The 22,245-nt window shown below is 67.5% G+C and carries 16 protein-coding genes; 8 read left to right on the forward strand and 8 right to left on the reverse strand.

The genetic code is table 11. The features are described from left to right. The 4 genes from CD928_RS15660 to CD928_RS15675 all read right to left on the reverse strand — a co-directional run bounded on the left by CD928_RS15660 (window position 1) and on the right by CD928_RS15675 (window position 3,771). Window positions 1–765 carry an SDR family NAD(P)-dependent oxidoreductase gene (locus tag CD928_RS15660; protein WP_095387991.1) on the reverse strand — a complete coding sequence of 255 codons (765 nt, stop codon included), beginning with the start codon at window positions 763–765 and terminating at the stop codon, window positions 1–3. Further along, complete coding sequence (gene lldD, locus CD928_RS15665; protein WP_095387992.1) at window positions 762–1,901, reverse strand: FMN-dependent L-lactate dehydrogenase LldD; 1,140 nt, start codon at window positions 1,899–1,901, stop codon at window positions 762–764. The genes CD928_RS15660 and lldD overlap by 4 nt, the downstream gene beginning before the upstream one ends. 89 nt (window positions 1,902–1,990) lie before the next feature. Beyond that, the gene (locus CD928_RS15670) at window positions 1,991–2,971 is read right to left on the reverse strand and encodes a sugar phosphate isomerase/epimerase (protein WP_095387993.1); all 981 of its coding nucleotides are present in this window, start codon (window positions 2,969–2,971) and stop codon (window positions 1,991–1,993) included. Between the two features lie 26 nt (window positions 2,972–2,997). Beyond that, complete coding sequence (locus CD928_RS15675; protein ID WP_095387994.1) at window positions 2,998–3,771, reverse strand: DeoR/GlpR family DNA-binding transcription regulator; 774 nt, start codon at window positions 3,769–3,771, stop codon at window positions 2,998–3,000. A 277-nt stretch (window positions 3,772–4,048) separates the two neighbouring features. Here CD928_RS15675 and CD928_RS15680 point away from each other — a divergent pair, with 277 nt between their 5' ends. The 4 genes from CD928_RS15680 (at window position 4,049) to CD928_RS15695 (ending at window position 10,536) form a co-directional block, all read left to right on the forward strand. Further along, window positions 4,049–4,933 (forward strand): transketolase, encoded by an 885-nt coding sequence (locus CD928_RS15680; RefSeq protein WP_255247198.1) that lies wholly within the window; start codon window positions 4,049–4,051, stop codon window positions 4,931–4,933. Continuing rightward, window positions 4,930–5,892, forward strand: coding sequence for a transketolase family protein (locus CD928_RS15685; protein WP_095387995.1), 963 nt, complete (start codon window positions 4,930–4,932; stop codon window positions 5,890–5,892). Before CD928_RS15680 ends, CD928_RS15685 begins: the two co-directional genes overlap by 4 nt. Continuing rightward, on the forward strand, window positions 5,889–7,373 hold the full coding sequence (locus CD928_RS15690) for an FGGY family carbohydrate kinase (protein WP_095387996.1): 1,485 nt from the start codon (window positions 5,889–5,891) through the stop codon (window positions 7,371–7,373). Before CD928_RS15685 ends, CD928_RS15690 begins: the two co-directional genes overlap by 4 nt. Window positions 7,374–7,446: 73 nt before the next feature. After that, window positions 7,447–10,536: a TonB-dependent receptor gene (locus CD928_RS15695; RefSeq protein ID WP_176473602.1), complete on the forward strand. Its 3,090-nt coding sequence runs from the start codon at window positions 7,447–7,449 to the stop codon at window positions 10,534–10,536. Window positions 10,537–11,094: 558 nt separating this feature from the next. Here the strand turns inward: CD928_RS15695 and CD928_RS15700 are convergent. Beyond that, a complete protein-coding gene (locus tag CD928_RS15700; protein ID WP_255247199.1) occupies window positions 11,095–12,375 on the reverse strand; it encodes an MFS transporter in 1,281 nt (426 codons plus the stop codon). 109 nt (window positions 12,376–12,484) lie between these two features. Here CD928_RS15700 and CD928_RS15705 point away from each other — a divergent pair, with 109 nt between their 5' ends. Beyond that, a complete protein-coding gene (locus CD928_RS15705) occupies window positions 12,485–14,074 on the forward strand; it encodes a DUF5060 domain-containing protein (RefSeq protein WP_095387999.1) in 1,590 nt (529 codons plus the stop codon). Between the two features lie 131 nt (window positions 14,075–14,205). Here CD928_RS15705 and CD928_RS15710 read toward each other — a convergent pair whose 3' ends face one another. From CD928_RS15710 to CD928_RS15720, 3 genes are all read right to left on the reverse strand, one after another. Beyond that, window positions 14,206–15,069, reverse strand: coding sequence for an SMP-30/gluconolactonase/LRE family protein (locus tag CD928_RS15710; protein ID WP_095388000.1), 864 nt, complete (start codon window positions 15,067–15,069; stop codon window positions 14,206–14,208). Between the two features lie 11 nt (window positions 15,070–15,080). After that, window positions 15,081–16,013 carry a Gfo/Idh/MocA family protein gene (locus tag CD928_RS15715; protein ID WP_095388001.1) on the reverse strand — a complete coding sequence of 311 codons (933 nt, stop codon included), beginning with the start codon at window positions 16,011–16,013 and terminating at the stop codon, window positions 15,081–15,083. Window positions 16,014–16,320: 307 nt separating this feature from the next. Beyond that, on the reverse strand, window positions 16,321–17,244 hold the full coding sequence (locus CD928_RS15720; RefSeq protein ID WP_176473603.1) for a tetratricopeptide repeat protein: 924 nt from the start codon (window positions 17,242–17,244) through the stop codon (window positions 16,321–16,323). A 167-nt stretch (window positions 17,245–17,411) separates the two neighbouring features. On the opposite strand from CD928_RS15720, the gene gdhA reads away from it, so the two are divergent. Genes gdhA through CD928_RS15735 form a run of 3 tightly spaced genes read left to right on the forward strand, consistent with a single transcriptional unit; the run spans window position 17,412 to window position 22,244 of the window. Then, a complete protein-coding gene (gene gdhA / locus CD928_RS15725; RefSeq protein ID WP_095388002.1) occupies window positions 17,412–18,767 on the forward strand; it encodes an NADP-specific glutamate dehydrogenase in 1,356 nt (451 codons plus the stop codon). 49 nt (window positions 18,768–18,816) lie between these two features. Beyond that, the gene (locus tag CD928_RS15730; RefSeq protein WP_095388003.1) at window positions 18,817–20,256 is read left to right on the forward strand and encodes a multiheme c-type cytochrome; all 1,440 of its coding nucleotides are present in this window, start codon (window positions 18,817–18,819) and stop codon (window positions 20,254–20,256) included. A gap of 5 nt (window positions 20,257–20,261) precedes the next feature. Beyond that, window positions 20,262–22,244: a heme-binding protein gene (locus tag CD928_RS15735; protein ID WP_095388004.1), complete on the forward strand. Its 1,983-nt coding sequence runs from the start codon at window positions 20,262–20,264 to the stop codon at window positions 22,242–22,244. Window position 22,245 lies beyond the last annotated feature (1 nt).

Consider the following 22,245-nt stretch of genomic DNA (forward strand, 5'->3'; position numbering starts at 1 on the left):
CTATTGCAGATTCACGAACGCGCCGCCGTCGACCAGCAGCGCCGCGCCGGTGACATAGGCCGCCATGTCGGATGCGAGGAAGACGATGGGCCCCGCCAGATCGTCGGCCTCGCCGAGCCGGCCGAGCGGAATGCGCGCGGTCATGCGGTCGCGCTTCGCCTGGTCGGCGAGGTCGTCCTTGTTGATCTCGGTCAGGATCGTGCCGGGCAGCACCGAATTGCAGCGGATGCCGTGCCGGCCGAGCGCGATCGCGGCCGACTGCATCAGCGAATGCACCCCCGCCTTGGTCGGCGTATAATGGGTCTGAAACTCGCCGCCGACCAGCGCCGAGATCGAGGAAACCGCGACGATCGCGCCGCCTTCACCCTGCGCGACCATCTGGTTGGCGGCTGCCTGCACCATATAATAGGCGCCGTGCAGATTGACGCGGAAGGTGCGGTCGACCGTCTCCACCGGCATGTCGAGAAAGGCGTGGAACGGGCAGATGCCGGCGTTCGAGACCATGACGTCGACGCGGCCGAAGGCCTCCACCGCCCTGGCGACGAAGTCGGTCGCCGTCTCGGGCAGCGCGACGTCGCCTTTCACGGCGAGGCCCTTCTGTCCGAGCGCCTCGATCTCCGCGATGCACGACGCGGCCTTGTCGTCGCTCGACGCATAGTTGATCGCGACGTTCGCGCCGTGCCGCGCGGCGCCGATCGCCGCCGCGCGGCCGATGCCGGTCGAGCCGCCGGTCACCAGCACGCTCTTGCCTTCGAGAAGCCTCATCTCTCGTCCTCCGCGAGGATCGAGCGGTCGATCGCGTCGATCCGGTTGACTCCGGTGAGCGTCATCGCGACCACCATTTCCTTGGCGATCAGCTCGAAGAGCTTCGCGACGCCGGCCTCGCCCTCGGCGGCGAGGGCATAGATCCAGGCGCGGCCGAGCAGCACGCCCTTCGCGCCGAGCGCGAGCATGCGCACGACGTCGAGGCCGTTGCGCACGCCGCCGTCGGCGAGCACGGTCAGCCGGTCGCCGACGGCATCGGCGATCGCGGGCAGCGCGCGCGCGCTCGACCGCACGCCGTCGAGCTGGCGGCCGCCATGGTTCGAGACGACGATGCCGTCGGCGCCGATCGCCGCGGCCTCGCGCGCGTCCTCGGGATCGAGAATGCCCTTGATGATCAGCGGGCCGTCCCATTCGGCGCGAATCCAGTCGAGGTCGCGCCACTGGATCGACGGATCGAAGTTGGCGCCGAGCCAGCCCATATAGTCGTTGAGCCCGCTGTTGTTGCCGAGCACCGGCTTCAAGTTGCCGAGCGTGTGCGGGCGGCCGAGCAGGCCGACGTCGACCGCCCAGCGCGGGTGGGTCATCGCCTGGAGCACGCGGCGCAGCGGCGCATTCGGTCCCGACATGCCCGAATGGGCGTCGCGATAGCGCGCGCCCGGCACCGGCATGTCGACGGTGAACACCATCGCCTCGGCGCCATGCGCCTTGGCGGTGGCGATGAGGTCGCGCATGAAGGCGCGATCCTTGATCACATAGAGCTGGAACCAGAAGGGGTCGGCGACCCTCGCGACGTCCTCGATCGGGCAGATCGAGACCGTCGACAGGCAGAGCGGCACGCCCGCCGCCTTCGCCGCCCGCGCCGCCTGCAGCTCACCGCGCCGCGCGTACATGCCGCCGATCCCGACCGGGCCGAGCGCGACCGGAAGCGCGACCTTGCGGCCGAACAGGGTCGTGCCGAGGTCGATCGACGCGACATCCTTGAGCACGCGCTGGCGCAGTTCGATCTTCGCGAGATCGCTGACATTACGGCGCAACGTCTCTTCGGCATAGGCGCCGCCGTCGGCATAATCGAAGAGGAAGCGCGGCAGCTTGCGCCGCGCCGCCTCGCGAAAATCAGTGGCGGATGAAATAATCATATTATTGCCGTGACGCGCCCCGGTCCCGCCGTCAAGAGGCGTGTGATCCGATGCGCGCCTTCAATAGGAGTGTGATCCGATGCGCGCCTTCAATAGGAGGTGAACAGCGCCTCGCGCGCGAGCTTGAGCGCGGTGACGGCGTCGTGCGCGTCCTGTGCCTTCTGCATCGCGTCGAAATCGAGCTTGTCGAGCGCGCGCTCGATGCCCTTGAGGAAGCCGATCGCCGAATTGGCGACCGCGACCGAATCCTCGCGGAACGGGAACTGGTCGAGCTGCCAGACGCCTTCCCACTTGTTCTTGCGGAGCGTGTAGAAGAATTCGAACAGCTCGATTGGGTGGACCGAACCGGCGATCAGGTCGTCGTCCCAGCTGCGGAAATTGTCGTTCACGTCCATGCCGAAGAGGCGGCCGTGGTCGATCGCGAGCTGCGCGGCGTCGGCCGGGCTCTCGCCGCCGTAGAGCGAGTGGCCGAAGTCGAGCAGGATGCCGACGTTGGGAACGCCCATCTTCTCGATGCCGAGCAGGGTGCGCGCGACGCTGTCGTAGCTCATGTGCACGCGCGGCTCGCGCGGCTTATACTCGATCACGAAGTTGAGGTCGGGATTCTGCCCCGCGAGCTCGGCGATGCCCTCGATCGAATGCTGCCACAATTTCTTGTGGTCGACCTGGAAGGGATAGTCCCAGCCGTCTTGGCCCGGCCACAGCTTGACGTAGCTGGCGTTGAAGCGGCGCACGACGTTCGCCGCGTCGTTGACCATCTCGTTCGCGAGCCGGCGGACGCCGGGATCGGGATTGGTGAACGCGCCCTTCGCGAACTGGCGCGTGTAGATTTCGGGGGTGATGCCGATGACCGAGAGATTATTGCGCTTCAGCGCCTCCTCGACCTTCTCGAACGACGTTTCGCCGCCGGGGAAGGGATAATTGATGTCGACGACCGACAGATCGTCGACCTGCCCGGCGAGGTCGATCATCTCGATCAGCGAGCGCGGGGGGCCGTAGCCGTCGGTCGCGTAGCGATCGACATAGGTCGCGAAGTGCCAGATGCCAGCGCCGTATTTCTGCTTGCTCACGGTAATTCTCCTGGGAGGAAAAGGCTTCAGGCGACGATCACCTCGACGCCGGCGGCTTCGATGGCGGCGCGATCCTCGGGCCGGATGCCGTCGTCGGTGATCAGGACGTGGACGAGGTCGAGGCCCCCGAGCGACGAGAAGGAGCGCGCGCCGATCTTGCTCGAATCGGCGACCAGATAGACGCGTTCGGCCGCCTCGATCATCGCGCGCTTGACCGCGATGTCGGACAGCGCCGGATAGGTCAGTCCCGCCTCCAGATCGAGCGCGGCGGTGGCGAGGAACAGCTTCTGGGCGAACAGTCCCTTGAAATAGTCGGCCGAGCGCTCGCCGCTCAGCGACAGGGTCGGCGCCTTGAAATGCCCGCCGCTCATATGCACCTCGAACCCCGCCTCGGCGCCGAGCATCAGCGCGATGTTGAGCGCGTTGGTGATGACGGTCATGTCGCGGCGATGGAGGAGATTGGCCGCGACCTCGGTCGTGGTCGACCCCGAATCGAGCACGATCGTCTCGCCGTCGCCGATGAGTTGCGCGGCGGCGCGCCCGATGCGCTGCTTGGCGTCCATGTTCTCCCGGTGCTGGAGCGCCATTTCGCGCACCTGCTGCGGCACCGACTTCAGGAAGGCGCCGCCATGCTCGCGCGCGATATGGCCTTCGGCCTCGAGCTTCTCGAGATCCTGGCGGATCGTCACTTCGGACACGCCGAACGCGTCGGCCAGCGTGCGGACGCGCGCGCTGCCTTCCTCCTGGAGCCAGTCGAGCACTTTTCGGCGGCGTGTTTCGGCGAGAAGGCGGGTTTTCATTTGGGCGAGCTCATTCGATCGGAGGCCGGGAAAGGACCGGCAAACAGGGTCGCCTTCGTTGTACAATCGCGCGACGAGCCGTTGGCAAGATTTTTCAATGCACGTCCTCTTCCCCGGTGCCGCGCCTTGGACAGGGCGGTCGTCGTATGATGGGTATCGCGGACTTTCGTATTTTGTCAATTTTTATAGGGGATTTTATTGAAACGAAAAAAATCGAAAGCAAATTTCTTGCGAACATCGAAAGGCTGAGCTAATTGCGGGGGTGAGAGAGAGGATGATGGGCAATCCGGATATGGTAGATGTGGCCGCTTCGGCGGATCGGCGCGATTCGCTGGCCGCGCGGGCGGAATTCGTCCGTGAGCGGGCCAATTGGATGCGCCGCCGGCTGTTGAAGATGATCGTCGATGCGGGTCAGGGGCATCCTGGCGGTGACCTTTCGTCCGCAGATATAGTGGCTTGCCTCTATTTCGATATTCTTCGGATCGACCCGAAGGTCCCGGCCGCTCCGGGCCGCGATCGCTTCGTGCTGAGCAAGGGGCATTGCACCGGGGTGCTCTACACCGCGCTCGCCGGCCGGGGCTTCTTTCCGGAGGCCGAACTCGACACCTATCTGAAGCCCGAGTCGCGCCTCAACGGGCATCCCAACCGCACCTATCTGCCCGGCATCGAAACCAACACCGGGCCGCTCGGTCATGGCCTGCCGGTCGGCGTGGGCGTCGCGGTGGCGGGCCAGATCGACGAGGCCGGCTATCGCGTGTTCGTGCTCACCGGCGACGGCGAGCTGCAGGAAGGCAGCATGTGGGAGGCGGCGATGTTCGCCGGCCACCGCGGCCTCGGCAACCTCACCGTCATCGTCGACCGCAACCGCCTGCAGCAGGGCGCGCGCACCGAAGAGACCAATGCGCTCGAACCGCTCGCCGACAAGTGGCGCGCGTTCGGCTGGGACGTGGTCGAGGTCGACGGGCACGACCATGCGGCGCTGCTCGCCGCCTTCGACGATGCCGCCGCGGCGCGCGCCAGGCCGCGCGTCATCATCGCCAACACCTTCAAGGGCCAGGGCGTCAGCTTCATGCGCGACCAGGCGGGCTGGCACCATGGCGTGCCCAATGCGGAGCAATATGCGCAGGCCATGGCCGAACTCGAAGCGGAGATGAGCCGATGAGCGCCGCTGCTCCTGCCGCCGCGGGCACCTTCGATTGTCGCGATGCCTATGTCCGCGCGGTCGAGGAGCTCGCCGAGGGCGACGACCGCATCGTCGCGGTCGTCAACGACTCGGTCGGCTCATCGAAGCTCGGCAAGTTCCGCGACCGTTTCCCGGCGCGGCTGATCAACGTCGGCATCGCCGAGCAGAATATGGTCGGTGTCGGCGCCGGCCTCGCGAACGGCGGCAAGATCCCGTTCGTCAGCGCCGCGTCCTGTTTCCTCTCCGCGCGCGCGCTCGAGCAGATCAAGGCGGATTGCGCCTACAGCCAGCAGAACGTCAAGCTGTGCGGCATCTCGTCGGGGGTCGCCTATGGCGAGCTGGGCGCGACGCATCACAGCATCGAGGACATCGCCTGGCTGCGCGCGATCGACAAGCTGACGGTCATCGTCCCCGCCGACCCTTGGGAAACCGCGGCGGCGGTCAAGGCGGCGGCCGGGCACGACGGGCCGGTCTATATCCGCATCAGCCGCATGCCCGTGCCAGCGCTGCCGCGCCCCGAGGGCGCAACCTTCGCGATCGGCAAGGCCGAGACGCTGCGCGACGGCGGCGATGTCGCGATCATCGCGAACGGCACGCTGGTGCACCGCGCGCTCGACGCCGCGGCGGCGCTGGCGGCCGAGGGGATCGCGGCGCGCGTGATCAACATGGCGAGCGTTTCGCCGATCGACGCCGAGGCGATCGCCGCCGCCGCGGCGACGGGCGCGATCGTCACCGCCGAGGAAGGGCTCGCCGCCGGCGGCCTGGGCGGCGCGGTCGCCGAATATTGCGCCGAACATCATCCGGTGCGCGTGAAGCGGCTCGGCTTCCCCGGTTTCCTGCCGACGGGCTCGCCGAGCTGGCTGATGGAACGCTACGGCCTGACCGCGGAGGGCATCGCCGCCGCCGCGCGCGATCTGGTTACGGCGAAAAGCCTATGACCGAGCGGCTCGTCCTCGCGATCGATCAGGGCACGACCAACACCAAGGCGCTGCTGGTGGCGCCCGACGGTTCGGTGCGCCTGTCGCGGTCGCGGGCGATGAGTCTCGATTATCCGCAGCCGGGCTGGGTCGAGCAATCGGCGTCGGACATCTGGGAAACCGTGGCCGGGCTGATCGCCGAGGTCGCCGCGGCCGCCGGCCCCGCCGATATCGCCGCGGTCGCGATTTCCAACCAGCGCGAGACGATCGTCGTCTGGGATGCCGCGACGGGCCACCCGATCGGCCCCGCGATCATCTGGCAATGCCGGCGTTCGGCCGACCGCTGCAACGCCCTGCGCGCCGCCGGCCACGAAGCCGAGATCGCGGCGCGTTCGGGTCTCGGGCTCGACCCGCTCTTTCCGGCCGCCAAGATCGCGTGGCTGCTCGACGAAACTCCCGGAGCGCGCGCGCGCGCCGAGCGCGGCGAGCTCAAGTGCGGCACGATCGACAGCTGGCTGCTCTGGAACCTGACCGCCGGCGGCGTGCATGCGACCGACCATGGCAATGCATCGCGGACGCAGCTCTTCAATCTCGACACCCTGTCCTGGGACGCCGATCTCGCGCGCCTGTTCGACGTGCCCCTTTCGCTCTTGCCGGCGGTCATGCCCTCCGACAGCCGCTTCGGCGCCGTCGCGCATGGCGTGACCGCGCTCCGCGACCATACGCCGATCCACGCGATGATCGGCGACAGCCATGCCGCCCTCTTCGCCCATGCGGCGAGCGGCGCGCGTCTCAAGGTCACGATCGGCACCGGCAGCTCGCTGATGACCGCCACCGACGGGCGCGTGCGCTCGTCGCACGGCCTGTCGAGCACGATCGCCTGGAGCCAGGGCGACGCGGTGCAGCATGCGCTCGAAGGGAATATCTCGGTGTCCGGTCAGGCCGCGGCCTTCGCCGCGACGCTGCTCGGCCTCCCCGACGAAGAGGCGCTGACCAGCCTCGCGGCGAGCGTCGACGACAGCGACGGGGTGGTGTTCGTTCCCGCGCTGGCGGGGCTTGGGGCGCCGCACTGGTGCAGCGACGCGCGGGGCGCGATCACGGGCCTGTCGCTGAGCAGCGGCCGCGCGCACGTCGCGCGCGCGACGCTCGAGGCGATCGCGCTGCAGATCGGCGATGTCGTCGCCGCGCTCGACGCCGATCTCGGCGCCAGGCTGCCCGAGCTGTCGGTCGACGGCGGCGCCACCCGCAACGCCTTGCTGATGCAGCTGCTCGCCGATCTGCTCGATCGCGAGATCGTGCGGCCCGCCATCGCCGAGGCGAGCGCGCTGGGTGCCGCGCGGCTGGCGGGCGAAGCGCTGGGCCTCGCGGCGGCGGGGAGCCATTCGGTTCAAGCGGAGCGTTTCGCCCCGGCCATGGCGGCCGAGCGGCGCGCACGCGTGGTGCGCCGCTGGCGCGACGCGGTGGCGAGCGCCGTGCGCGACGCCGCGCAAGGAGGGACGTGACGATACGGCGGGGCCGTAGCGCGAAACGTGCGGCGTCCGGTGGACGCCAAAAAACATGGGAAGGGAGTGGACAATGAGGAATTTCAGAACTTCGCGTTCCGCGCTGCTACGCGGAATGCTGCTCGGGACGAGCGTGATGACGCTTTTCGCGGGCACGACGGCTTTTGCGCAGGACGAAACCGGCGCCGAGCCGCAGCAGACCGGTACGCAATCGGCCGATAACGACATCATCGTTACGGGCAGCCGCATTCGCAATCCCACGCTGACCTCGTCATCGCCGCTTCAGGTCGTCACGGCCGAGAAGCTCGAAAATGCGGGTGCGACCAACGTGCAGGAAGTGCTGACGCAGATCCCGGCGGTCGGCGTGCCCAGCCAGACGCGCGTCGGCAACGCCGGCGACACCAACCCCGGCCTCGCCACGGTCAACCTGCGCAACCTCGGCACCGATCGCACGCTGGTGCTGATCGACGGCCGCCGGACGGTCGCGGGCATCCCCGGCACGGCGCAGGTCGACCTGTCGATGATCCCGACCTCGTTCATCGAGCGCGTCGACGTGCTGACCGGCGGCGCCTCCGCCGTCTATGGCTCGGACGCGATCGCGGGCGTCGTCAACTTCATCTACAAGAAGAATTTCGAGGGGCTCGACGCCAATCTCCAGGCGGGCATCTCCGAACTCGGCGACGACAAGCGCTATTCGATCAACGCCACCTTCGGCCAGAATTTCGCCGACGGCCGTGGTAACGTGATGATCTACGCCGGCTACAACCACGAGGGCAATGTCCCCAACAGCAAGCGCGAACGCACCGCGTCGGGCTGGGGCAGCCTCGGCAACCTGCTGCGCGTCGGCGGCGACAGCGACGCCAATCTCACCGCCGCGCAGAATCTGTTCAACCGTTACTATCAGCCGTCGAACGTCGGCCCCGGCGGCACCTTCAACTTCGGCGGCGTCGGCAGCCGGCTGATCCTGCCCGACGGCACGCTCGATCGTTTCCCGTCGCTGACCGCCGCGACGATCAACGACCCGGACGTCCTCGCGAAGATCGAGAAATATGGCTATAACGCCGCCGAGCTCGGCCAGCAGGCGTCGCCATCGAACCAGTTCACGATCGCGATGCGCACCAATTACGACGTGACCGACAATCTCAACCTGTTCGTGGAATCGACCTTCTCGAACTACAAGACCGTCGGCCGGCGCGAAGCGTCGCCGATGCGCACCGACAGCGCGCTGGGCGCGTTCACGGGAACCAACGGCTTCTTCCCGATCGAGTTCATGGTCGTCAATCCCAACGATCCCAACGACGTCCGGCAGCTCGCCAACCCGTTCGTTCCGCAGGCCGCGTTCGATGCGGCGGACAACCGCGCCGCCAACGACGCCTTCGGGTCGAGGGACATGAGCTTCCTGCTGCGTACGACCATGTTCGGCGACGGAACCCGCAGCACGCCGACCGAACGCGACAATTTCCGCGCCGCGGCGGGCGGAACGCTGAAGCTGGGCGGCGACTGGGCCGCCGACTTCTATTACCAATATGGCTTCACCAAGCAGCGCCAGGGGATGACCGGCCTTGCCGACCTCTATCGCCTGGCGCAGGCCGTTCAGGTCATTCCCGACGTGTTCGACTATGACAATGACGGCAATTCGACCGAGGCGATCTGCGTCGACGCCAATGCCCGCTCGCAGGGCTGTGTGCCGATCAACGTCTTCGGTCTGAACCCCGACGGATCGAGCAAGGTCACCAAGGAGGCGGCCGATTGGCTCTACACCGAGATGAGCCGCTATTCGAAGCAGGTGATGCAGACCGCGGCGGTGAACGTCGGCGGCACGGTGTTCGAGCTTCCCGCCGGCCCGCTGCAGGTGTCGGTTGGCGCCGAATGGCGCAAGGAATCGAGCCTCGACGACTTCGATCCGCTGACCAACGCCGCGCGCAACGGCTATGTCCAGCTGCTCGATACGTCCGGCGCCTTCACCGTCAAGGAAGGCTATGGCGAAGTCGTCGTGCCGTTGATCCACGACACGCCCTTCATCCATAACCTCACGCTCCGTGGCGCGGCCCGCGTCTCCGACTATTCGACGGTCGGCACCTTCTGGGCGTGGAACCTCGGCGCCGAATGGTCGCCGGTCGAGGATATCCGCTTCCGGGCGGTCTATGCCCACGCGGTTCGCGCGCCGAACATCGGCGAGCTCTACGCGGCCGCCGCGGCGGGCATCATCACCATCACCGACCCCTGCCAGGGCGTGACGATGGCGGAAACCAGCGCGGTGGCGGTGAACTGCCGCGCCGATCCGGGCGTGCTTGCCAACATCCAGGCGAACGGGTCGATGACGCTGACCTCGTCCGACACGGCGGGCGTCGGCAGCATCACCGCGGCGAACCCGAACATCCGCGAGGAAACGGGCAAGACGCTGACGCTGGGCATGGTGGTCAATCCGCGCTCGATCGACGCGCTGCGCAACTTCGTCTTCACGGTCGACTATTTCGACATCAAGCTCGACGATGCGATCAACCGCCTCAGCGCGGCGACCGTGCTCAACAAATGCTACGCCGACGGCCTGGCGGACTTCTGCCAGTTCGTCACCCGGCGTCAGCAGCCGTCGGGCGCGTTCAGCGTCGGTTCGGTCGAGCAGGTCGTGCGCGGCCTGATCAACAGCGGCGGCTCGTTCGCCCGCGGTCTCGACTTCACCGCGAGCTACAGCCACGATCTGTTCGGCGGCACCGCCACGATCCAGGGCAGCTGGACGCACCTGCTCAAGCAGGGCGTCGTTCCGCTCACCGGCGACGATTACGACAACACCATGGGTGAAATCGGAACGCCGCGCGATTCGGGCAATCTGACGCTCGGTTGGGATAATGATACGTTCGGCCTGACCCTGTTGAACCGCTATGTCGGCAAGCAGATGTTCGATTACGAAAACTATCAGACGCGCTTCCGGCTCGCCGACGGCTCGCTGCCCGACAAGAAATATTTCACGGTCGGGTCGAAGATCTACACCGATGCCCAGATCCGCTACAAGGGCATCGAGAATTTCGAGATCTTCGCCGGCGTGAACAACCTGTTCAACGTCAAGCAGCCGCCCCTCTGGGTCGGCACGCCGAACGGCAGCCCGAACGCGATCTGGGACATCATCGGACGCCGTTACTATGGCGGCGTTCGCGCGAAGTTCTGATCTTACCGATCTCCCCCTCACTGGGGCGGCGCCTATGGCGCCGCCCTTTTTGTTTGGGGATCGGGCTGCTTACAAATGTACGACGGCTTTGGGGTGGAAAGCGGAAGTGACGACGACTACGTTGGTACGATGGCTAATCGTCGGCGAGAATTACTGAGCACTGCCTTTGAGGACTCATCGGGCCGATGGATTTGGTATGCGAACGCTTGGTCGTATGGAACTATCGTTAGCGCGGAAGAGCGCGAGATTTACCTTGCTTTCAACCCGATCGGCTTTCGGCGGGCGATAAAAGGTCGCCAAGCTACTGAACCGCGGCGGCCCTACTGGCAGACGCTTAAACGCTTGTTGAGCGCCACATTTCTTGGGCGTGACCCTGCCTCGCGACAGGTTTAGCTAGAGGGCCTTAATCGGTCGGAAAGCGGACCTCTCCCGACCGTAGGAAAGCGACCGCAACCGGTCGAGGCGGGCCGCTTGATTCTTGTCACCTCGGACTCGGGGCCAGCCCCTCGCCTTTGGAAAGCGAGGGGCTGAAAATGCCCCGATCAAAGCCAGATAACCCTATGCGGCCGCCTTGAGTTCGGCCTCGAGCTCCTCGAGCGACTTGCCTTCGTTGCGCGGCGCCCAGATGAAGCCGATCACGCCGCTGATCACGAGGAAGCCGACCAGGATCCACGCAAGCGTGGTGAAGCCCGTCGCGGTCAGCGCCGGGACGAAGAAGCTGAAGATGCCGAGCGCGATGCGGACCACCGCGAACATCACGCCCTGCGCGGTCGAGCGCAGTAGCGTCGGGAACATCTCCGAACTCCAGAGCTGGAAGAAGCTCTGGGCGCCGAAGCCACCGCCGATCGACATCAGGAAGACGTGCAGGATCGCCAGCGGCAGGGTGAGCGGAAACAGCGCGAGCAGCGACATGCCGATGATCTGGGTGACCGCCGAAATTCCGAACAGGAGGCGTTGGTTCACCCGGTCCGCGAGCTTCATGAAGATGAAGAAGATCGACGCCATGCCGAGCAGGAAACTCAGCGTCTGCACCGCGACCGCGACGGCCTGGCTCTGATCGCCGACGGTGCGCAGGATATAGGGGAAGAAGAAGCCGTTGGTGCCCGCCCACAGGTTCCAGAACAGATACATGCCGCTCAAAAACGCCATCGAGCCGATATGCTGGCGCGTGAACAACTCCCTGATCCGGCCGGGCTTGGGCTGGGCGGTATCGCGCGGCGCCGCTTCCTGCGCGGCGAGCCAGCGCTGCGATTCCTGCATGCGCGAGCGCAGGAAGGTGAGCGCGATGGCGAGAATCGCGAGATGCGCGAAGACGATGCGCGCGCCGAGCAGGCCGAGCGGCGTGAGGATCAGGAACATCAGCAGCACGACGACCGGGCCCAGATACCAGAGCACCTGCGCCACGCCGCTATGCTTGCCGCGCTCGTTCTTGGGCGCCATTTCGGCGATCAGCGACCAGGAGGCGGGAATGTCCGCGCCGACCGCGAGGCCGACGAGGAAGAAGCCGAGCGTGACCATCCACGCGTTGACCGCGAACACCAGCCACAGCATGCCGAAGGCGTAAAAGAGCATGTCGTACTGATAGATCTTCTTGCGCCCGAACAGGTCGCACAGCCGCCCGCCGATCATGGCGCCGACCCCCGCCGAGATGGCGTTGGGACCAAAGGCGGCGATCAGGCCGATCAGGTCGTTGTTGAGCTTGTAGGCTTCCTGCCACAGCGCCAGCGCGGCCGATCCGGCGACGATCGATCCGGCGTCGATATAATTGGCGAGACCGGCGAGGATGGTGTTCTTCCAATCCTCGTTCCGCGGTTCCGCCGCAGCGCTGCTGGTCGGCATGGACATACCCTCTCTCTGGACATATGATAGTATTATTGACGGTCTAGCCGCGACCGAAGGCAACAGCAAGCATCTGCGTGACGATTGAAGCAGACGGGGAGAGATTTGAGTGACGATTTCGCGCCGCAGGATTCTCGCGCACGCGGTTGCGGTGGGCGCCGGCACCGTCGCGACGCCGCTCGTCGCCGCCGGGTCCGCCGCGCCGCCGCGCCGCGTCGAGCGCTGGGGCGTCTACGAGATCGCCCTCGACGGCCCCCGCGTGGGCAATCCGTTCGTCGACGTGACGCTGGCCGCGACCTTCGAAAGCGCCGGAAAGCGCGTGCGCGTCCCCGGCTTCTACGACGGCGACGGCGTCTACCGCATCCGCTTCAGCCCGCCCGACCTCGGCGAATGGCGGTGGCAGGTCGAAAGCAATGCGCCGGCTCTGCAAGGCCGGAGCGGCAGCTTCGCCGCGATCGCGCCGGCCAAGGGCAATCATGGGCCGGTGCGGGTGACGAAGGACGGCTATCACTTCGCCTATGCCGACGGCACGCCGTTCCGCCAGATCGGCACCACCTGCTATAGCTGGGCGCTGCAGTCGGACGCCAAATGCGCCCTGACGCTGAAGACGCTCGCCGCCGCGCCCTTCAACAAGATGCGGATGCTGGTGTTCCCCAATGTCGAATCGGTCGCGACCAACCCCTTCGTCCGCACCGGCAGCGGGCCGCGCGACTGGGACCCGGCGCGGTTCGATCCCGCCTATTTCCGCCGCTACGAGGATCGCATCCAGCGCCTCGGCGCGCTGGGGATCGAGGCCGACGTCATCCTCTTCCACCCCTATGACGAGAAACGCGGCTACAACGACATGAAACGCGCCGACGACGAGCGCTATCTGCGCTACGTCGCCGCGCGCTGGGGCGCCTATCGCAACCTCTGGTGGTCGATGGCGAACGAGTATGACAATATCGAAACCAAGACGATCGCCGATTGGGATCATCTGTTCGAAACGCTCGTCGCCGCCGATCCGCACGACCGGCTGCGCTCGATCCACCAGATCAACATCTATTACGACCATCGCAAGCCGTGGATCACCCATGCGAGCGTCCAGAACGGCGCCGCGGTGCTCGACGATCTGCGCGCCGAGCTGCACCGCGCGATGACGCTGAAGCCGGTGATCTTCGACGAGGTGGTCTATGAGGGCAATTCGCCGAAACGCTGGGGCAATCTCAGCGGCGAGGACATGGTCCAGCGCTTCTGGTGGGGGCTGATCGGCGGCACGTATGTGGGCCACAGCGAGACCTTCGATCCGAACCGCAACGCCGATTTCTCGTGGCTCGGGCAGGGCGGAACGCTGGTCGGCACCAGCGCGCCGCGGCTCGCTTTCCTGCGCCAGGTGATGGAGGAGGGGCCGGTGCCGGGCATCGAGCCGATCCAGCCCTGGTGGAACTATCATCTCGGCGGCAAGCAAAACGAATATTATCTCAAATATTTCGGCGCCGAGGCGCCCGAGGAATGGGCCGTCGTGCTCCCCGGCCGGGGCGAGGCGGCGCTGCAACGCTATCGCGCCGAGATTCTCGACACATGGGACATGACGGTGACGCCGGTCGAGGGCGTCTTCACCATGGCGCGCAAGAATGAGTATGATGTCCATGACCCCGCGCGGCCGACGGTGAAGCTTCCCGGCAAGCCGTGGATCGCGCTGCGCCTGACGAAGCTATGAGGCGCCGGCGTGGGCCGTGGGCGGCCGCAGGGGCGGCCGGATTCGGCGCTCTGCAAGCCTGGCGCCCGCACTGCGGAGATGGGCGCGGCGGCGCGCGATTTCGTCTCAAGCTGACGCGCCCCGATCGCCGGTCAGCCCGCGTAGCGTCCGGCCGGTAGTCCCCGGCAGCCCGGATCGACCTCGAACAGCGCGCCCGCGTCGGGCTCGGCCCGCTCGACCCCGTCGGCGGCGGAGGTCACGAACATGCGGTCGAGGTCCGCGCCGGCAAAGACCATATTGGTGATCTGCGAGGCGGGCAGGGCGATCCGGCGCTCGGGCTTGCCCAGGGGGTCGAAGCGCATCACGCCCGATCCGCCCCAGCAAGCCACCCACAGCCCGCCCTCGGCATCGAAGGTCATGCCGTCGGGCGATCCCCAATTCTTTTCGAAGGTGATGAACGGCTCGCGCGGCCCCAGCGAGCCGTCGTCGCGGATGGCGAAGCGGAAGATCGTGCCGAGCGCCGTGTCGGTGTGCAGCAGCATGTCGCCGCCCGGCGCGATCGCCGGGCCGTTGGCGATGGTATAGGGCCCGTCGACCCGCGCGATGCGGCCGTCGGGGTCGAGCCGGTAGAAAGCGCCGCTCGGGCGATCGCAGGTGACGGGCATCGTGCCCGCCCAGATCCGCCCCAGCGCGTCGGCCTTGGCGTCGTTCATGCGATTGCCGTCGCGGTCGGGTTCGGGTGCGGCGATGGTCTCGATCGCCAGCGGGTCGAGCGTCAGCCGCACGATCTCGCGGCCGTGGCCGGCGATCAGGCCGGGCGCGCCCTGCCGTTCGATCACCCAGCCGATCGTCTGCGGCACTTCCCAGCTGTCGATCCGCCCGCCGATCAGCGTCAGGCGATTGACGCGGCGCTCCAGAATATCGGTCCAATAGACCGCCTGCTCGCGATCCGACCACAGCAGGCCTTCGCCCAGCCGGTCGCGTCGCGCGCGCTCTACGATGCGGATTTCGGCCATAGCCCGCCCGATCATCCGTTCCAGTCGAACGCGCCGACCGTTTCGCGCTCGCCGAGCAGAAAGGCGTCGGCGACGAGCCGGAAGGGCGACAGATCGGTGTCGCTTTCGCGCGCGGCGACCAGCTCGGCGAAGCGCTGGTAGAGCCGGGCATATTCGGGGACATCGGGCACCGCGACGGGGGCGCCGTCGACCGCCATCTTCGACGCGCCTTCGCCCAACGCCAGCGTTCCGCGATCGGTCTCGATGACGATGTCCCAGCTTTGCGGCCCGCGCTGGTCGAAATCGAACGCGACGGCAACCGGCGCGCCGTCGTCGCTGCGCAGCGACAGGTCGGCCGCGATCGGCGCGGCCTTGTTGGCGGGAAAGCGCAAGCGGGCCCGGTCGAGCAGCAAGGCGCCCGGCAGCAGCCGGGTCACGACCGACAGCGCGTTGATGCCGGGGTCGAACACTCCGATGCCCGGCTCCCAGATCCACTCCTGCCCCGGATGCCACACGCGCACGTCTTCTTTCCAGTCGATGGCGACGCGGCGGATCGCGCGTCCGGCGAGCCACGCGCGCGCAGGCTCGACCGCGGCGGCTTCGCGCGAATGCCAGGTGATGTGCAGCACGCTGCCGCTCGCCGCCGCCGCGGCCACCAGTGCTTCCGCCTCGCTCAGGCTCGCCGCCGGGGGCTTTTCCAGCATCACGTCGAGGCCGAGCGCGATCGCCTCGCGCACCAGCTCGAGCCGGCCGCGCGGCGGCGTGCAGATCGCGATGGCCTGAAGGTCGGGCAGCGCTCGGTGGAGGTCGGCGAGGCTGGTGAAGGCGGGAACGCCATCGAGCGCGTTGTGGCGCGACAGGGTGGCGGCGAGGCGGAAATTCGGGTCGGCGGCGATCGTCGGGACATGCTGATCCCGGGCGATCTTGCCGACGCCGGCGATGGCGATGGAAATGGGTTGAGTCATCGTCGATCCGGGTGAAGCGAAAGGGTTCGAGCGATCGGCTATCACCGGGATAAATAATATTAAAGCATATATTGTCGCGCCTCTGCGCGAATCCTAATCCTCACCGTCGGATGGCGGGTTTGGACGAGGGCCGACAATGAAATCCTCCCCGCTTTGCGGGGAGGGGGACCGCCGAAGGCGGTGGAGGGGGCGGGCGGCCTGAAACGGCGTCGCGTAAGGACGCGAACCCCCTCCGTCAGCGCTTCGCGCTGCCACCTCCCCACAAGTGGGGAGGATGTGAACATCCGCCCCCCTCCGCCTCTCGATGCTACGCCCCCGGCACGCCCAGCATTTCGGCCTGCGCCTTGAGCCGGCTCGCGGCGCCCGGATTGGCGGCGATCGCGTCCTTCAGCGCCTGCGCCGCCTTGGCGGTCTCGCCCAGCGTCATGCGGCTGCGCATCAGCATGATCCAGCGGTCGACGTCGGCGGGATTGGCCCTCAGCTTCGTCTCCAGCCCGTCGACCATGCCCGCGATCATCGCATCCTGCTGGCCCTTGGGAAGCTGTGACGCCGCCTCCATCTCGGCGCGGCTCGGGCCGGGGATTGCGCGCGCGGCGACGGGCATCTCGGCGGGGGTCAGCGGCCGCGCCTGCGTTTGCGCGAGCCGCGATGCGACGTCGATCTTGTGGATCGCGCCGACCTGTTCGATCGTGCGGCGAAGGTCGGCCTCCCACGGGGCGCCCTGCGGCGTGTCGGCGAGCAGCGCGAACCAGTCGTCGATCGCGCCCTTGTGATCGCCCGCGAGATCCTTTTTCACCGCCATGAAATAGCGCGCGCGCGGGTCCTTCGCGTCGATGGCGATCGCCTTGTCGAAGGCTTCGCGCGCGGCGGGCGGCATCGGGTCGCGCTCGCTCGCCATCACGCGCGCCTCGCCGAGCGCCGACCAGATCGCGGCACTTTCGGGGGCGAGCGCCACCGCCTTTTCATAAGCCGTGGCCGCGCCGGCGAAATCGCCCATGTCGAAGCGCGCGGCGCCGAGCATCGTCCACGCCTCGGCGCTCTGCGGCTCGCGCCGCGTCCGTTCTTCGAGCGCGGTAAGCTCGTCCCCCGGCGCGGCGGCGGCGGCCGGGGAAGCGGGCGCCGGGGCATCCGAATCGCGCCACAGCGCATAGCCCACAGCGGCGAGCAGCAGCACGAAGGCCGCGATCAATATCGCGCGGTTGGTACCTGACAGGCCTTTGGTCTCGCTCATTTTTGCCCCTCCGCGTCGCGCGTGAAAAAGGTGACGGCCCTCTCGCTGCCATCTTGCCTTTGCTCCGCGATGGTGTAGCCTTTGTCGGGCAAGGTCGGTCAACGACAATTTCGTCAAAACATGGGGGTCGCACCAATTTTCCCGGTCTGAACGAGGGGGAGGGTGCAATGGCAGTTTCGGATCACGTCGATTTTCCGACGTTCATGGAAGGGGTGAAGAAACGCAACCCCGGCCAGAATGAGTTCGTGCAGGCGGTGCAGGAAGTCGCCGAGGATATTTTCGACTTTATCGCCGACAAGGAAGATTATCATTCGCAGCAGATATTGCGGCGCATCGCCGAGCCCGACCGGGTCGTGTCGTTCCGCGTCTGCTGGGAGGACGACAATGGCCATATCCGGGTCCAGCGCGGCTGGCGCGTCCAGAACAACAATGCGATCGGCCCCTATAAGGGCGGTATCCGCTTCCACCCGAGCGTCACCGAGAGCGTGCTCAAATTCCTGGCGTTCGAGCAGACCTTCAAGAATGCGCTGACCGGCCTGCCGATGGGCGGCGGCAAGGGCGGGTCGAACTTCAACCCCAAGGGCAAGAGCGTGCGCGAGATCATGCGCTTCTGCCAGAGCTTCATGACCGAACTCTATCGCCACATCGGCGCCGACGTCGACGTGCCCGCGGGCGACATCGGGGTCGGCGGGCGCGAGATCGGCTATATGTTCGGCCAGTACAAGCGGATCACGGGCGAGTTCACGGGGGTGCTCACCGGCAAGGGACTCGAATGGGGCGGGTCGCTGATCCGCACCGAGGCGACGGGCTATGGCGCGGTATACTTCCTCGCCAACATGCTCGCGGCGAAGGATCAGGACCTCGTCGGCAAGACCGCCGTGATCTCGGGCTCGGGCAATGTCGCGACCCACGCGGCCGAAAAGATCGTCCAATTGGGCGGCAAGGTGCTCACCCTGTCTGATTCGGGCGGCTTCATCCACGACCCCGACGGCATCACCCAGGAAAAGATCGATTGGGTGAAGGCGCACAAGACGCATCGGCGCGGGCGGATCGAGGATTATGTCGGCGAATATAAGTCGGCGACCTTCATCCCCGGCAAGACGCCGTGGGGTGTCAAATGCGACGTCGCGTTGCCCTGCGCGACGCAGAACGAGCTCACCGGCGAGGATGCGAAGACGCTGGTCAAGAACGGCTGCATCGCGGTCAGCGAGGGCGCGAACATGCCGACCGACCTCGCGGGCGTCCATGTCTTCCGCGACGCGAAGCTGATGTATGCGCCGGGCAAGGCCGCCAATGCCGGGGGTGTCGCCGTGTCGGGCCTCGAAATGAGCCAGAACAGCGAGCGGCGAAGCTGGAGCGAGGGCGAGTTGCAACAGATGCTGAAAGACATCATGGCGGGCATCCATGCGCGCTGCCTGACCTATGGCGACCAGGGCAATGGCTATGTCGATTATGTGAAGGGCGCGAATATCGCGGGCTTCAAGAAAGTGGCCGACGCGATGCTGGCGTTCGGGGTAGTGTAGGGAGCGCCCAGGGGCAAAAGCGCCGGGTGAGGAAAGGGGACTGTTGCGGATGACGACGCACGCTGGAAAGGGGCGCGGCGATCGGCCTTGGGCGGCGTTGGCGGGCTTCGTGCTGATGCTCGCGGCGCTCGCGCTCGCGGCCGTCGTCGCGGCACCGCCGGCGCGCTCGCAGGGCGAGAGCGGCGGGCGCTTCCTCGGCGTCGCTTCGTGCGCCGGATCGACCTGCCACGGCCGGATGGAAGGCGACGGCACCGTCGTCCGCCAGGACGAGCTGATGAAATGGCAGGAGCCCTCGACCCCCGGCGGCGCGCACAGCCGCGCCTGGGCGGTGCTCGGGAACAGCCGCAGCCAGTTCATCGCGCGTAATCTCGGCATCGGCGACCCGAGCCGAGCCACGATGTGCCTCGGCTGCCACAGCGACGCGGCGGCGAGCCGCGGCACCGCGCCGCTCGAGGACGGGGTGAGCTGCGAATCGTGCCACGGCCCGGCGGGCGGCTGGATCGCCAGCCATTATGCCGGGGTGGGGGCGAACGCCGATCCCGGTGCCGAAATGCGCGAAAAGCATCTCGCGAACCTGCGCGCGGGCCTGCGCAAGCTCGAGGATCCGGTGGTGCGCGCGGGCGTGTGCGTCGACTGCCATTTCGGGTCGGCGGGCGAGGGGCAGTTCGTCACCCACCGCATCATGGCGGCGGGGCATCCGCGCATTTCGTTCGAACTCGACCTCTTCTCGGCGCTGCAGGCGCATCATCAGGAGGACGCCGATTATGGCTGGCGCAAGTTCGGCGGCGCGGGCGGGCGCACCGACCATGTCCAGATGTGGGCAGTCGGACAGGCGACCGCGCTCGAACGCAGCCTCGCGCTCTTCCAGTCGAAGCGCGGGACCGAGGGGATGTTCCCCGAATTCTTCTTCCTCGACTGCCACAGCTGCCATCGCCGCATCTACGACCAGGCGAAGCCGGTGAAGACGAGCCTCGACAATCCGGGGCGCCCGGGCATCCCCGAGGGAATGCCGCCCTATAATGACGAAAATCTGATCATGCTGTCGGCGGCGGCGCGCCTCGCCTCGCCGGCGCTCGCCGAGCAGCTTGGCGCGCGCAGCGCGGCTTTCCACCGCGCCATCGCCACCGACCGGCCGAGCGCGGTCGCGGCGGCGGCCGAGCTTGCGCAGACGGTCGCGGCGCTCAAGGCCGCGTTCGCGTCGCGCGGCTTTTCGGGCACCGACGCCTTCGCGCTCGTCGATGCGATCGCGGCGAAGACGGTGGGCGACCGCCTCACCGACTATGCCGGATCGTCGCAGGCGGTGATGGGGGTCGACACCTTGCTCGGCGCGATGGTGTCGTCGGGGCGGGTGACCGTCGGCGCCGCCGCGGGCATCCGCGCCGACATCGACCGCGCCTATGCGGCGGTCAAGGACCCCAATTCCTATCGGCCCGCCGATTTTCAGGCCGCGCTCGGCAGCGCGGTACGCGCGATCCAGGCACTGCGGTGAGGATCATGCGAACCCGCTCCGCCCTCTTTCGCTCGGCCGCCTTTGCCGCGCTCGGCGCGCTGTTCCTCGCCTCGTGCGGCGGCGGAGGCGGGGGTGGCGGCACCACGCCGACGCCGAGCCCCACGCCGACGCCCACTCCGACCCCCACCGGCGGGCTCTACACTCCGCCCGCCGCCCAGGCGCTGAGCATCGCCGAGGTGCAGCAGATCCTCGCGAACGCCGTCGCCGAGGCGCAGGCGCGCAGCCTGCCGTCGATGATCGCGGTGACCGACCGCGTCGGCAACGTCCTTGCCGTTTTCCGCATGACCGGCGCGCGCGCGACCGCGACGACCTCGGCGGCGCCGAACGGCGACGATATCGACGCGCAGAACGTCCCCTTCCCCGCCGAAGCCGGCGCGATCGCCAAGGCGATCACCGGCGCGTACCTCTCGAGCGGCGGCAACGCCTTTTCGACCCGCACCGCGAGCCAGATCGTCCAGCAGCATTTCCCGCCCGCGCCGACGACGCTCGGGCTCGAAAGCGGGCCGCTGTTCGGGGTGCAGTTCAGCCAGCTTCCGTGCAGCGATTTCTCGTCGCGCTTCGGCGCCGCGGGCGGTGCGGCGCTGATCGGGCCGAAGCGTTCGCCGCTCGGCCTCGCCGCCGACCCGGGCGGGCTGCCGCTCTACAAGAATGGCGTGCTCGTCGGCGGCATCGGGGTGATGGGCGACGGCGATTACGGCAGCGACCCCGACACGCTCGACATCGATAACGACGCCGAGGAATTTATCGCGCTCGCGGGAACGCGCGGCTTCGAGGCGCCCGCGGGCATCACCGCCGACAAGATCACCGTCGACGGGACGAGCCTGCGCTTTTCTGACGCGACCTACGCGGGGCTGATGACCGGCGGCGGCGCGAGCTTCGCGAGCGTCAACGGCAGCGCGGGCAGCCTGATCGCGGTCACCGGCTATGCGAGTGCCGCGGTGATCGCGGGAACCGCTTATGGCAGCGAGGCGTCGGGCATCCGCGCCTCGACGGCGGGCGAGTTTTCGAACCGCGACGCCTTCGTCCTGACCAACGGCAGCGGCGCGAACCGCTACCCGATCCGCGCCGGCACCGACGGCGCGTCGAACAGCGCGCCGCTGACCGCCGCCGAGGTGCGCGCGCTGCTCGAGGAAGCCTTCGCGGTGATGAGCCGCGCGCGCGCGCAGATCCGCCGCCCGCTCGACAGCCGCGCGCAGGTGTCGATCAGCGTCGTCGACACCAATGGCGAGATCCTCGGCATCGTCCGTTCGCCCGACGCGCCGATCTTCGGCACCGACGTGTCCTTGCAGAAGGCGCGCACCGCGACCTTCTTCTCGAACACGCAGGCGGGCGCCGAGCTCAGCGCCAACACCAGCGCCGATATCCGCCAGTTCGTCCCCGCGCTGCGCAGCTTCCTGAACGATCCTTCGGCGCTGACCGGCACCTATGCCTTCGCCGACCGCTCGGGCGGCAATCTGTCGCGTCCCTATTTCCCCGATGGCGAGCTCGGGCGGCCGCACGGCCCGCTGTCGCGCCCGATCGACCAGTTCAATCCCTTCTCGACCGGGCTGCAGTCGGCGCTGATCATCGGCAATCTCGGCCAGCATCTCGCCTATGTTTCGGGCGCCAGCGCCATCGACACGCCGCAGCGGTGCACGACGCTGCCCGACGTCGCGCCGGGGCACAACCGGCTGCAGAACGGCATCCAGATTTTTCCGGGCTCGGTGCCGCTCTATCGCGGCAACCGCCTCGTCGGCGGCATCGGCGTGTCGGGTGACGGTATCGACCAGGACGACATGATCAGCTTTTTGGGTGCGCACAACGGCGGCGCGCGGACGGGGGCGTTCGGCAACGCGCCGGTGGACATGCGCGCCGACCGCATCGTCGTGCGGCTGGCGGACGGGGCGACGGTGCGGCTGCGCTACATCAGCTGCCCCTTCGCGCCCTTCCTCGACACGGCGCAGCAAAATGTCTGCGACGGGCTCTAGG

The organism is Sphingopyxis sp. GW247-27LB (assembly GCF_002277025.1).
In the GTDB taxonomy this organism is placed as follows: domain Bacteria; phylum Pseudomonadota; class Alphaproteobacteria; order Sphingomonadales; family Sphingomonadaceae; genus Sphingopyxis.

Coding starts and splice junctions, on each gene's coding strand:
- CD928_RS15660 (WP_095387991.1), bottom strand. CDS start 765: ATGAGGCTTCTCGAAGGCAAGAGCGTGCTGGTGACCGGCGGCTCGACC.
- lldD (WP_095387992.1), bottom strand. CDS start 1,901: ATGATTATTTCATCCGCCACTGATTTTCGCGAGGCGGCGCGGCGCAAG.
- CD928_RS15675 (WP_095387994.1), bottom strand. CDS start 3,771: ATGAAAACCCGCCTTCTCGCCGAAACACGCCGCCGAAAAGTGCTCGAC.
- CD928_RS15680 (WP_255247198.1), top strand. CDS start 4,049: ATGGGCAATCCGGATATGGTAGATGTGGCCGCTTCGGCGGATCGGCGC.
- CD928_RS15685 (WP_095387995.1), top strand. CDS start 4,930: ATGAGCGCCGCTGCTCCTGCCGCCGCGGGCACCTTCGATTGTCGCGAT.
- CD928_RS15690 (WP_095387996.1), top strand. CDS start 5,889: ATGACCGAGCGGCTCGTCCTCGCGATCGATCAGGGCACGACCAACACC.
- CD928_RS15695 (WP_176473602.1), top strand. CDS start 7,447: ATGAGGAATTTCAGAACTTCGCGTTCCGCGCTGCTACGCGGAATGCTG.
- CD928_RS15700 (WP_255247199.1), bottom strand. CDS start 12,375: ATGCCGACCAGCAGCGCTGCGGCGGAACCGCGGAACGAGGATTGGAAG.
- CD928_RS15710 (WP_095388000.1), bottom strand. CDS start 15,069: ATGGCCGAAATCCGCATCGTAGAGCGCGCGCGACGCGACCGGCTGGGC.
- CD928_RS15715 (WP_095388001.1), bottom strand. CDS start 16,013: ATGACTCAACCCATTTCCATCGCCATCGCCGGCGTCGGCAAGATCGCC.
- CD928_RS15720 (WP_176473603.1), bottom strand. CDS start 17,244: ATGAGCGAGACCAAAGGCCTGTCAGGTACCAACCGCGCGATATTGATC.
- gdhA (WP_095388002.1), top strand. CDS start 17,412: ATGGCAGTTTCGGATCACGTCGATTTTCCGACGTTCATGGAAGGGGTG.
- CD928_RS15730 (WP_095388003.1), top strand. CDS start 18,817: ATGACGACGCACGCTGGAAAGGGGCGCGGCGATCGGCCTTGGGCGGCG.
- CD928_RS15735 (WP_095388004.1), top strand. CDS start 20,262: ATGCGAACCCGCTCCGCCCTCTTTCGCTCGGCCGCCTTTGCCGCGCTC.